The 11,801-nt window shown below is 45.2% G+C and carries 9 protein-coding genes; 3 read left to right on the top strand and 6 right to left on the bottom strand.

Annotated elements, in window-relative coordinates; translation table 11 throughout:
* Nucleotides 1-48: 48 nt before the first annotated feature.
* Nucleotides 49-1,611, top strand: a complete 1,563-nt coding sequence (locus tag J4N44_RS23730; RefSeq protein ID WP_047513789.1) for a methyl-accepting chemotaxis protein — start codon at nt 49-51, stop codon at nt 1,609-1,611.
* A gap of 116 nt (nt 1,612-1,727) precedes the next feature.
* On the opposite strand, the gene tkt is transcribed toward J4N44_RS23730, so the two are convergent.
* Nucleotides 1,728-3,719 (bottom strand): transketolase, encoded by a 1,992-nt coding sequence (tkt, locus tag J4N44_RS23725; RefSeq protein ID WP_252045297.1) that lies wholly within the window; start codon nt 3,717-3,719, stop codon nt 1,728-1,730.
* Between the two features lie 125 nt (nt 3,720-3,844).
* The gene (gene tal, locus J4N44_RS23720; RefSeq protein WP_005425862.1) at nt 3,845-4,795 is read right to left on the bottom strand and encodes a transaldolase; all 951 of its coding nucleotides are present in this window, start codon (nt 4,793-4,795) and stop codon (nt 3,845-3,847) included.
* 465 nt (nt 4,796-5,260) lie between these two features.
* Here tal and J4N44_RS23715 point away from each other — a divergent pair, with 465 nt between their 5' ends.
* Nucleotides 5,261-6,262 carry a sugar-binding transcriptional regulator gene (locus J4N44_RS23715; protein ID WP_005452372.1) on the top strand — a complete coding sequence of 334 codons (1,002 nt, stop codon included), beginning with the start codon at nt 5,261-5,263 and terminating at the stop codon, nt 6,260-6,262.
* A gap of 126 nt (nt 6,263-6,388) precedes the next feature.
* On the top strand, nt 6,389-7,684 hold the full coding sequence (locus tag J4N44_RS23710; protein WP_009697289.1) for a glycoside hydrolase family 18 protein: 1,296 nt from the start codon (nt 6,389-6,391) through the stop codon (nt 7,682-7,684).
* Between the two features lie 41 nt (nt 7,685-7,725).
* On the opposite strand, the gene J4N44_RS23705 is transcribed toward J4N44_RS23710, so the two are convergent.
* From J4N44_RS23705 to J4N44_RS23695, 4 genes are all read right to left on the bottom strand, one after another.
* Nucleotides 7,726-10,017, bottom strand: a complete 2,292-nt coding sequence (locus J4N44_RS23705) for a bifunctional diguanylate cyclase/phosphodiesterase (RefSeq protein WP_005452370.1) — start codon at nt 10,015-10,017, stop codon at nt 7,726-7,728.
* A gap of 21 nt (nt 10,018-10,038) precedes the next feature.
* On the bottom strand, nt 10,039-10,869 hold the full coding sequence (locus J4N44_RS23700) for a sulfurtransferase (protein WP_047513785.1): 831 nt from the start codon (nt 10,867-10,869) through the stop codon (nt 10,039-10,041).
* Nucleotides 10,870-10,923: 54 nt separating this feature from the next.
* Nucleotides 10,924-11,223 carry a hypothetical protein gene (locus tag J4N44_RS28225; protein WP_009697291.1) on the bottom strand — a complete coding sequence of 100 codons (300 nt, stop codon included), beginning with the start codon at nt 11,221-11,223 and terminating at the stop codon, nt 10,924-10,926.
* Nucleotides 11,224-11,346: 123 nt separating this feature from the next.
* Nucleotides 11,347-11,790: a hypothetical protein gene (locus J4N44_RS23695; RefSeq protein ID WP_252045296.1), complete on the bottom strand. Its 444-nt coding sequence runs from the start codon at nt 11,788-11,790 to the stop codon at nt 11,347-11,349.
* Nucleotides 11,791-11,801: the final 11 nt, after the last annotated feature.

Below are 11,801 nucleotides of genomic sequence, written 5' to 3'. Positions count from 1 at the left end.
GTGTATATATCCTGTCGCAATTTAATAAAAACTATAGAAGTCTCATCTATGTCAGCCTCAACTTTCAATAAAGCTCAAGAAAACCTCGTAGGAGATTCTGACGAACTGGTCTCCACCACCGATCTCAAAGGTGTTATCACTTATTGCAATGATGCGTTTTGCAGAATTGCTGAATACAGTCACGATGAACTGCTCGGACAAAACCACAATATCGTTCGCCACGGAGATATGCCCAAAGCCGCTTTTGGTGATATGTGGGCTCGCCTAAAACAAGGTAAAGCGTGGCGCGGAATTGTAAAAAACAGTACGAAGTCGGGTGGTTACTATTGGGTCGATGCTTACGTAACCCCAATTTATGAAGGGCATCAAGTTGTGGGTTATCAATCGGTTCGTGTTAAGCCCAAGCGAGAGTGGGTGGATATCGCTTCTAAAGCGTACCAAGGGCTTCTAAAAGCAGAGAAATCCGGTCGAGCGTGGGCGTTGAAGTTAAATGACACCTTGCGCTATGCAATTCTTCTTGGTGCGTTAGTAGCACCAGTAACGAGCTTGGCTCTGTCACTTGAAGGTCCTCTTGCTTGGTTAACGGCATTGTTACCGGCAGGTGTTTTAGCTGTTCTCTTCCGCCAGGAACTTGTTGATACGCCTCTGCAATTTAAAAGGTTACAAGCGCAGTACGACAGTGTAAGTCGTCTGGTGTATTCCGGAAATAAACCATTCTCGATTGCAGATTTCCATATCAAGATGCTCTCTGCCCGTATTCGCACCGTGTTAGGACGTATGACGGACTCAGCTCTGCCTTTACAAAGTTGCGCAGAAGAGCTTAGCAGCACGACGGCAGAAGTTTCATCAGCGCTAACTCAGCAGAACATAGACATTCGGCAAGTTCGCGATGCGACAGAGTCGATGGAAGCGTCTGCAAATTCAGTTTCATCCAGTACTAACGACGCGCATCTACTGATAGACGATACGTTGCAGTCATGTCTGATGGCGAAAAAGACCATCGACCAAACTCATACCAACTTAGCGCAACTTAGCTTACAAGCTGAGAAAGCGACAGAAACGACTTATCAATTGAGCGATCAAGCGCAAAAGGTAAGCCAATTAATGGAAGAGATTGGCGGGATTGCCGACCAAACTAATCTGCTAGCACTTAATGCTGCAATTGAAGCTGCGCGAGCGGGTGAACAAGGTCGTGGTTTTGCTGTTGTTGCTGATGAAGTAAGAGCGCTCTCAGGGCGTACTTCGAATGCGACTGAGCAAATTAAAGCATCCATTGAAACCATGCTTACAACGATTCAAGGTTGGCAGAAAGACATTATTGCCAACAAAGAACAAACGGACACTTGTTCAAATGTCGCAGAGCAAAGTGCATTGCGATTATCTGAAGTCGAGCAGATGATGCAAACCATGAGTGGTTTGATGGTGAATGTCGCGGACTCTGCTAATAAGCAGTTGCAGCTTTCTAGCGACGTAAATCAGCACATTCATTCTATTGCTTCGACAGCAGAGCAGAACTTAGCGGCAACACATTCTGTAGAGCAAAACAGTAAGCAGTTGAAAGAGCAAGTCCAAGATTTCTATCGACTAGCCATTCAGTTTGAAGAGAAGTGATTCCAACCAGTTAGCTGAATCGTTGTTGAAAAATGATTAGATAAAATAAAGCCCCGCCGAAGCGGGGCTTTTCAGTTTTCAAATTCGCAATAGAGAAAACTGATAATACTAAGCGATTAAGCTAGCAGTTCTTTTGCTGTGTTCACTACGTTTTCTACAGTGAAACCAAACATTTCGAACAGTTGGTCAGCCGGTGCAGATTCACCGAATGTTGTCATACCGATGATACGACCGTCGAAACCAACGTACTTGTACCAGAAGTCTGCAATGCCAGCTTCTACAGCGATACGTGCAGTTACGTCAGATGGCAGTACTGATTCACGGTAAGCTGCGTCTTGCTTGTCGAATGCATCTGTTGATGGCATTGAAACAACGCGCACTTTCTTACCTTCAGCGGTTAGTTGCTCAGCCGCTTTCACTGCTAGTTCAACTTCAGAACCAGTTGCAATTAGGATTAGCTCAGGCTTGCTATCACTGTCTTTCAGGATGTAAGCACCTTTCGCGATGTCCGCTACTTGCTCAGCCGTACGCTCTTGTTGTGCTAGGTTTTGACGAGAGAAGATAAGTGCAGATGGTGCATCTTTACGTTCAATCGCCAGTTTCCATGCTACTGCAGACTCAACTTGGTCACATGGACGCCATGTGCTCATGTTTGGAGTCAGACGTAGAGACGCGATTTGCTCAACTGGTTGGTGAGTTGGACCATCTTCGCCAAGACCGATAGAGTCGTGCGTGTAAACTTGGATGTTCTGAACTTTCATCAGAGCAGCCATACGCATAGCGTTACGAGCGTATTCCATGAACATTAGGAATGTTGCACCGTAAGGAACAAAACCGCCGTGTAGTGCGATACCGTTCATGATCGCTGTCATACCGAATTCACGTACACCGTAGTGGATGTAGTTACCAGAGAAGTCGTTCGCTTCTAGAGACTTAGAACCAGACCACATAGTTAGGTTAGAAGGTGCTAGGTCAGCAGAGCCGCCCATGAATTCTGGAAGCATTTGACCAAACGCTTCTAGTGCGTTTTGAGATGCTTTACGTGATGCGATGTTCGCAGGGTTTGCTTGAAGGTCTGCAATGATTTGGTTTGCTTTTGCTTCCCATTCAGCCGGTAGATCACCGTTTACGCGGCGTTTGAATTCAGCTGCCAGCTCAGGGTACGCTGCTTCATAAGCTGCAAATTTCTCGTCCCACGCTGCTTCCTTAGCTGCGCCTGCTTCTTTCGCTGACCATTCTGCGTAGACTTCCTGCGGAATTTCAAAAGGACCGTGCTCCCAACCTAGTTCTTTACGTGTCGCTGCAATTTCTTCAGCACCTAGTGGTGCACCGTGACAGTCGTGTGAACCAGATTTGTTTGGTGAACCAAAACCGATGATAGTTTTAGTACAGATAAGTGTAGGGCGTGGATCTGCTTTTGCCGCTTCGATTGCTGCGTTGATCGCTTCAGAGTCGTGACCATCTACAGCAGGGATTACGTGCCAGCCGTAAGATTCAAAACGCTTAGGCGTGTCGTCAGAGAACCAACCTTCAACGTGACCGTCGATAGAGATGCCGTTGTCATCCCAGAATGCGATCAGTTTGCCAAGACCTAGCGTACCAGCAAGAGAACAAGCCTCGTGCGAGATACCTTCCATCAGACAGCCGTCGCCCATAAACACGTAAGTGAAGTGGTCAACGATGTCGTGGCCTTCTTTGTTGAACTGAGCCGCTAGTGCTTTCTCAGCCATTGCCATACCAACAGCGTTAGTGATGCCTTGACCTAGAGGACCCGTTGTAGTCTCGATACCAGGTGCGTAGCCGTACTCTGGGTGACCAGGAGTCTTAGAGTGAAGCTGACGGAAGTTCTTAAGATCGTCGATAGATAGCTCGTAGCCTGCAAGGTGCAGTAGAGAATAGATAAGCATAGAGCCGTGACCGTTAGACAGTACGAAACGGTCACGGTCAGCCCACTCTGGGTTTGATGGGTTGTGGTTTAGGTGAGAGCGCCAAAGAACTTCAGCGATGTCAGCCATACCCATAGGTGCGCCTGGGTGGCCAGAGTTAGCTTGTTGAACACCGTCCATGCTTAGTGCACGGATTGCATTTGCAAGGTATTTACGATCCATAGTAGTTACTTCTCGATATTTGATTTAAATAGAGGGAACTCGTCGGAACAAGTTCAAATAGAATTTTTTGAATAAAGCGCTGATGCTAAAAGCGAGTAGGCTGGCTACTCGCTTTTGGTAAGCAATTAAAGCTTAGCTGCGATCATGTCTTCTAGTTTGCCTTGGTCAACCGCGAAGTTACGGATACCTTCAGCTACTTTCTCAACAGCCATTGCGTCTAGGTTGTGCTCCCATAGGAACTCAGCGTGAGACATTGGAGCTGGACGCTCTTTAGAACCTTTAGAATCAACCAGTTTCTCTACAACTTCGCCTTCAGCAGCTTCTAGCTCAGCAAGAAGAGCAGGAGCGATAGTTAGACGGTCACAGCCAGCAAGTTCTAGGATCTCGCCGATGTTACGGAAGCTTGCGCCCATAACAACTGTGTTGTAACCGTAGTCTTTGTAGTAGTTGTAGATGTCTGTTACTGAGATTACACCTGGATCTTCTGAAGCTTCGAAGTCACGACCTTCTTTCGCTTTGTACCAGTCCATGATGCGACCAACGAATGGCGAGATTAGGAATACACCTGCTTCAGCACATGCACGAGCTTGTGCGAAAGAGAATAGAAGCGTTAGGTTACAGTTGATGCCTTCTTTTTCAAGGATCTCTGCAGCGCGAATACCTTCCCAAGTAGAAGCCAGTTTGATTAGGATACGGTCGTTAGTGATGCCTGCATCGTTGTACATTTTTACAAGTTGACGCGCTTTAGCAACACTGCCTTCTGTGTCGTAAGAAAGACGAGCATCTACTTCTGTAGAGATACGACCAGGAATAGTTTTTAAGATCTCTTTACCGATGTTTACTGCAAGCATGTCACAAGTGTCTTGTACTTGTTGTGCTTTGTCGTTGCTTTGTGCTTTTGCGTATTCGATAGAAGCGTCGATTAGAGGTGCGTACTCTTCGATTTGAGCCGCTTTTAGGATAAGAGATGGGTTCGTTGTTGCATCTTCAGGTTGGTACTTTTTGATTGCGTCAATTTCACCAGTGTCCGCTACTACAGTTGTTAGTTTACGAAGTTGCTCTAACTTGTTGCTCATAATCGATCATCCTATATAAATGGGCTTAAGTGTGGTTTTGAGTACCACAGCTTGTGCATTTGCAAGCGTGTCGGCTAATCGTCTCATCATAATTAACGAGACATCTGCTCAGCCAACTACGGAAAATTTCGGTACCGAACATTTGCTTTGAACATTTGATCGGTAGCTGAGTAAATGATGAATCCATATTTATCCTATCCATGCTGAAAGTCAATCGTCGAAACCGACTTTAAGTGAAGTTCATCAACGTTTTTTTGCTGTGTGTTCAGAGCGTGACCCAAATAAACGTTTGCCCTTATTGTTCAAGGCTTGAGCAGCAGTAAGATTAATAAAATGACATAGTGAGAAAATGTCGTTGCAGTGAGCAAATGTCGCAGTAAAATTGGTAGGTAACATATGCTAAGTCAATGAGCAGATGCTCACTAATGCATACAATGTCGATCCTCTAAAAGGGCGAGAAAAATCATGAGCAGTTCTAACCAAGATATTTCTATTGAAAGTACAGACTTGTTGACGGAGATCTCCGTTGCTTATTATCAAGATGGTGCGACACAAGAAGAGATATCGAAAAAATTTTCCATATCACGTGCCAAAGTTGGGCGAATGCTGAAACAGGCTCGTGACGAAGGCATTGTTGAGATTACCGTAAAATATCACCCTGTGTTCAGTGCCAAGATAGAGCAGCGCCTCATCGAGCGCTTTGGTGTGAAGCGAGCGCTGGTTGCTTTGGACCAACCTAATGAAGAAGCACAACGCCTGCAAGTTTCTGGTTTAGTCTCTAATTACCTGACGAGTACTCTTAAGAACGGCATGGTGGTGACGGTAGGGCAAGGGCGTAACGTATCTTCTGTGGCGCACCACATTGGTGTTATTACGCCGCGCGATTGTAAGTTTGTGTGCGGTATCGGCGGGATTCACCCTCGTGGCGGTATGTTCAACGCCGACCATATATGTCGACAATTTGCCAAGAAATACGGCGGCACATCGGAAACCCTATACGCGCCTGCCTATGCTGAAAACCGCGAGCAGAAGGTTGCCTTTATGCAAAATGCCACGGTTAAGCAAACCCTAGATTTGGCGCGCAAAGCGGATGTCGCTCTTGTTGGTATCGGTGATATGAGTGAAAACAGCTACATGGTTGACCTTGGTTGGTTCACTCCAGATGAAGTGGTTCAATCTCGCTTGATGCAAGGTGTCGTAGGGGACTTTGCCGGTTATGACTTCTTTGACATTCACGGCAACGTAGCAAATACGGTGATGAGTGACCGTGTCATAGGCTTGGGTATTGAAGAATTTAGACCTATTGCAGAAGTGATTGCGATTGCAGCTGAAAACAGTAAGCCATTGGCGCTACTTGGAGCGTTAAGAACCGGAGCCATTGATGTGATTGCAACCAGCGTAAGTAACGCACTGACGGTTCTTAACTTGGATGAGCAGATGCACGGCAACAGTGCATCAGAGGTTTAGCACAAATAATATGCAAACTATGTAATCAGGTGATGAGGATTTATAAATGACTCGCAACCTGATTTCGTTTCCAAGTTAAAAATAATCCTCAGGAGTAATTTGTAGTTAATTACTCTGGAGGAAACGATGAAAAAGACACTTCTCGCAGCTGCTTTATTTACGGGGTTAACGGGCATAGCGCACGCCGAGCAAAAAGTCGTCGCAGGCTATTTTGCTGACTGGCAGTATGCAAACGCAGACAACCCTTATACGGTTAAAGATATTCCGGCTGATAACCTGACTCATATTATCTATGCGTTTTTGAGCATGTGTGGTCCTCACACTGGTGCCTCAGAAACCGTACAAAAACTGGTCGCAAAACAGTGTGAAGGTAAAGAGCCGTATACCGCGATTCTGGTTGATACCGAGGCGGCACTTGAAAAAGATTTTGGTCCGGTCTCTGTCGGCGTTCCATATAAAGGGCACTTCGCTCAATTAGCCGAACTTAAGAAGCAACACCCTGATCTGAAAATTCTCCCTTCTTTTGGCGGTTGGACCATGTCTGAACCTTTCCACGCGATGGCAAAAAACCAGCAAGCGATGGATCAGTTCTCTAAAACAGCAGTCGAGCTGGTTGCTCAATACGATTTCTTTGATGGTATTGACTTGGATTGGGAGTATCCAGGAGGTGGCGGCTTGACTACGTCTCCTTGGAACCCAGATACCAAGCTGACGGATGAGCAAAAAGCACAAGAGCGTGACGCCTTCACTTACCTAGTTAAGACTATGCGTGGTGATTTAGACGCGTTAGCGAAAAAGACCAAGCGCGAGTACGAGCTTTCAACAGCAGTGGGTGTTGGTCCAAAAGCCGCGGGCATTGATTGGAAAGCGGCGCAGCCCTACTTAACCAATATGTTTGCCATGACGTATGACTTCCTTGGTGGTTGGGGACAACAAACAGGGCACACAACAAACTTGCATGCCACTGACCGCAGTTGGTGGGGCATGGGCGCTGACGTGTTCATTAATCAAATGATTGAGCTGGGTATTCCTAGTGAGAAGTTGGTGATTGGTGCCGCGTTTTATGGTCGCGGTTGGCAAGGAACCAAAGATTTCTCCGGTGGTTTACCAACTCAAGATTTATTGTCAGAGAAAGGCGCGCAGTTTGGTACTGGTGAGAATGGCTACTTCATGTTTTGGGACCTTATGAAGAACTACAGCGCAAAACAAGGTTACGAATATAAGTACGATGAACAATCTCAAGCCCCTTATTTATGGAACCCTGAAAAAAAAGTGTTCATTTCATTCGAAGATCAACGCTCTATCAAAGCCAAAGCGGATTGGGCAAAGCAAACGAATCTTGGTGGCATCTTTACGTGGGAGCTATCAGGTGATCCGAAAGGCGAGCTTGTTGAAGTGATGTATAAGGAAATGCAGAATTAATCTGTAAAACGTCAAATTATTGTTTGTTCTTAAAGCCGTCGTTATTCTGCGACGGCTTTTTCATTTTGGTTTTGCTCAGAGAATTCGATTAATTGTTTGAAAGGTAATGGCTTTGAGTAGAAATATCCTTGAATCAAGTCACAGCCACACGCGGCTAACTGATCACGTTGCTGACGAGTTTCTACGCCTTCCGCGAGAACTTTCATGCCAAAGTTCTTACCAATCGCAATGATGTTTTGCACCATGTTAAGTGCTTTTTCATCATCTTCGATATTATCAATAAAGCTCTTGTCAATTTTGACTTCATCAATCGGAAGTGCTCTTAGCATCGAGAGGGAAGAGTACCCGGTACCGAAATCGTCGAGAGAGATTTTAAAACCGAGCGCATGCAAGCGCTCACAAATAGGTGCGAACTTATCGAGGTCTTCAATGAATAAGTTCTCAGTGATTTCAAGCGTGATGCGGTGTTGATCGACTTTATATTTGTCTATTAACGCCACTAAGTCATCAATGAAGTTTATTTGAATAAACTGTTTTACCGAGATATTAATCGACATCTGAATTGGCTGCGCTGCCATTTCCGTAAGGCGAGCCATGTCGATCAAGCTTTTCTCGATAATCAACTCCCCCAATCTCACCATCAGACCTGAACTCTCCGCTACTGGGATAAACTCATTGGGTGGGACGAACCCAAGCTCTTCATCTTGCCAACGCACCAAGGCTTCAACACCATAAATTTTGCCATTAACGTTCAATTGCGGTTGATAAACTAAGAATAGATTTTGTCGTTCTATCGCTAGCCTTAAACGTTGTTCCATCTTCATCTTGTGAAGGTGTTTTGCCTGCATTTGTTGGTCAAAAATACTGTATGCATTGCGCTCTTTTTTTGCTTGATACATAGCGATATCTGCAGAACGAAGCAAGGCATCTAAGTTTTGACCGTGAGAAGGGTAAAGAGCAATACCGACGCTGCAACTCAACAGAAATTGGTTTTCTTGAACTAAGTAGGGTTCGGATAGGTAATTGATCAGCTCTTTTGCCAACGCTCTCACCGTACCTTCGTCGGTTTGGTTAACAAGCAGTATAAACTCGTCACTTGCTTCTCGAACGATCAGACGACCATCACAACCAAAGGTCTTTAAGCGTTGTGCGATCAGCTTCAATACCTCATCCCCAAATTCGTGACCATGGGTGTCATTCACGGATTTAAAGTTATCGATGTCGATAAACATCAGGCTAAATGGCGTGGCTGAGCCATTCACCCAGTGTCCAATATGTGCGCGCAGATATTCTCGATTTGGGAGTAGCGTGAGGTGGTCATGATGCGCTTGATATAAGAGTTTTCGTCGGGTACCCAATTCATTATTCGCAATGGAACGAACCAGCGCATAGAACCCACCTTGAATAAATAGGAACACGAGCGAGTATAGTGCGAACTGATCGAAAAAACCGCTCTGGATATACCGAAGATCCGTCGAAGACGATGCCCAAAGTTTATAATCTGGTAGGTATTTCAATGTGACCAGTTGATTAATTCTTGGGTCATCAGCAACAATGTTTACTGCGCTTGCAAGTGTTCTGACTGTATCTCGGCTCCATCCATACTTGTTTTCGATCTGTTCGAAAACGATAGCCTTGGTATGCCCGTCAGCAGGATGGCTGTAACTGTTAAGGTTTGCTTGTTCAGCCGAAGTAAAGGTTAGATAACCATCTTCACGATTTAATGACACTCGATTGTGTTCATTTGCGTGAACGTCGCTTCGAAAAACCAAAGAGGAGTTCATGTTGAAACCCGCCGTCATCACCGCGAGAACCTTACCATTTTTATCTCGAATAGCTTTTCGGATGGGGATAACAAGAGAGTCGAGCGCAGGCATAAAGTAAGTTCTACCAACCACCATGTGATCAGACTGTAGTGCGGCTTCAAACGTTCCTCTTGTTTGAGGATCTTGCTTCAAGTTACGCAGTTTTTGTAGGTCCAGATTCGAGCTTATCGCTAAATAATCGCCTTGTGGGTTTGTAAGACCAAATGCGGCGATCGCTGGGTGGATATCCATCAGCTCATCCAGAAGAGGTCGCATTTGCAATGAGGCGGTTCGAGTAAAGTCGTTCTGTTCAATCAATTGGTGACCGACAACTTCCAGTAAGGTTTCTTGTCCTTTAAACAGTGACTGTACAGATGAAGCAAACAGCTCTAATTGCAAGAGCTGCTTGTCTTTGTATTTATCGAGTATGGATTGATAATGATAATGACCAAACAGAGAGAACAAACCGACACTGATGGTAAAAAGTGTCAGATATAGCGTCCAAATGTTCTTCTTTAAGCCGATCATATCGTATTACTGCTCCTGATATTAATGCTCGATTGGTAGGGATTCATCGGCACCCCACTCAGTCCAAGAGCCGTCATAGACTGATAAATTCTGCAGACCAATTTGATAGGCGGCGAGCAACAAAATGCACGCGGTCACGCCGGAACCACAGCTAAAAATGATTGAACTATCACTGTCTAATGTTAATCGGCTAAATATCTGTTGCAACTCGGAATTTGGCTTAATGTGACCGTCCGTTAAGAGTTCTTGAAACGGCAAGCAAACTGAATTAGGAATGTGTCCACTGCGTAACCCTTCTCTTGGCTCAGGAACTTCACCTAGGAAGCGGGCTTTAGCTCTAGCATCGACAATATTTGCACTGCAGTTATTAGAATGGGTTAACACGGTATGCGCGCTTAAGAATGCATCTGGGTTTAGTTTACCTGTGAAGTTGCCAATCTCTGTTGGTTGAGACAAGGTATCGACAATAGGTAATCCTGCTTCAACCCAAGCCGGAAGCCCCCCATTTAGAATGCATACGTTGTGATGACCCATCGCTCTGAACATCCACCAAGCTCTTGGTGCGGCAAGAGTGCCGGAATTGTCATACACCACAATCACATCTTCGTTATTTAACCCAAGTTGTTGAGCACTGCTATTAAAGCCTTGCTCTGTTGGCATCATGTGAGGCAGGTTGGAGTTAGGTAGGCAGAAGTCGTTGTCGTAGTCAAAGCGCAAAGTGTTAGGTATCCATTTATCTTTGATCTTTTTGCCTTCTGATGGGATCTGAAAAGCAATGCTGGCGTCTAGGAGTTTGACATTGGGTTGGCTGATGAGCTCTTTGAGTTCATCTGTTGTGATCAGTGCTTGCATCGTCTTTAGTTTCCTCACAGTAGTATGGAATGTTTTGGCGTGAACAGCTTAAGCTCATTCGCAGTTTATAAACGTGAGCGGTTGCTCGAAGAGAGAATCAGTCGCTTGGCTAAATGTGACGATGGCACCTTCTGAACACTGAACATTTGTGGGTACTGCGACTCGTTTGAGCCCCAAAACGTCAGATTCTACTGTTAAGTAACGTCTTTGACCGTCCAGTGATTGCGTTAAGGTGTTCGATATAACTTCCGCTGTAATTAACTGTTTTTCTTCTGAGGACGTTAGCCATAGAGCCAAACACAACAGAACAATGGCACTAACAAAAGCCAAGATGTAGGTTTTGGGGTTGTCCAACGTATTTTTCCCGCCGCATTAATAATCTTACTGTTTTACAACAAAAAAATCGCATGTTCAAAAGAACGATGCGATTTTTAAGTGTGAGTTGTTTTCTATCTTCACGTTTTCAGTTTGTTTTGGCTAAAGAATCCAACTGCTATCACCTGAAGAAATCACTTTCTGTATTGGATCCGAGCCATCATAAAACCAGATTTCTACTAGAAGATTCCCTTGGCTGTCTGAGACGTTGAAGTCAAAGTTTGCGGTTCCGTTATTCAGAGGTACAGAGACCACTTTGCTCGGATATTTTGCGTCGTATTTTCCAGAACCACTCTCTTTGAAATCTTTGTAAACGCTTAGGTGTGCACGCTGTGAAGAGAAACCGCTGATATCCACATTTAATGAGCCTTGTACTACAGGGTTGTAGTTAAAGCCATCGGGCACTTCAAGATCTTGCATTGTAGGATCTTCATCTGGCACTGCAGTCTGTGTCGGTGGAGGGGGCGCACTCGTACCGCCTCCACCACCGCCGCCGCCACATGCTGTTAAAGCTAATCCCATGATGATTGTAATTAAAGTTCTCATAATGTTCTCTC

Source organism: Vibrio sp. SCSIO 43155 (assembly GCF_023716605.1).
In the GTDB taxonomy this organism is placed as follows: Bacteria; Pseudomonadota; Gammaproteobacteria; order Enterobacterales; family Vibrionaceae; genus Vibrio; species Vibrio harveyi.
The sequence above is the reverse complement of the archived record's forward strand: the minus strand, read 5'-3'. Positions and strand labels throughout refer to the sequence as shown.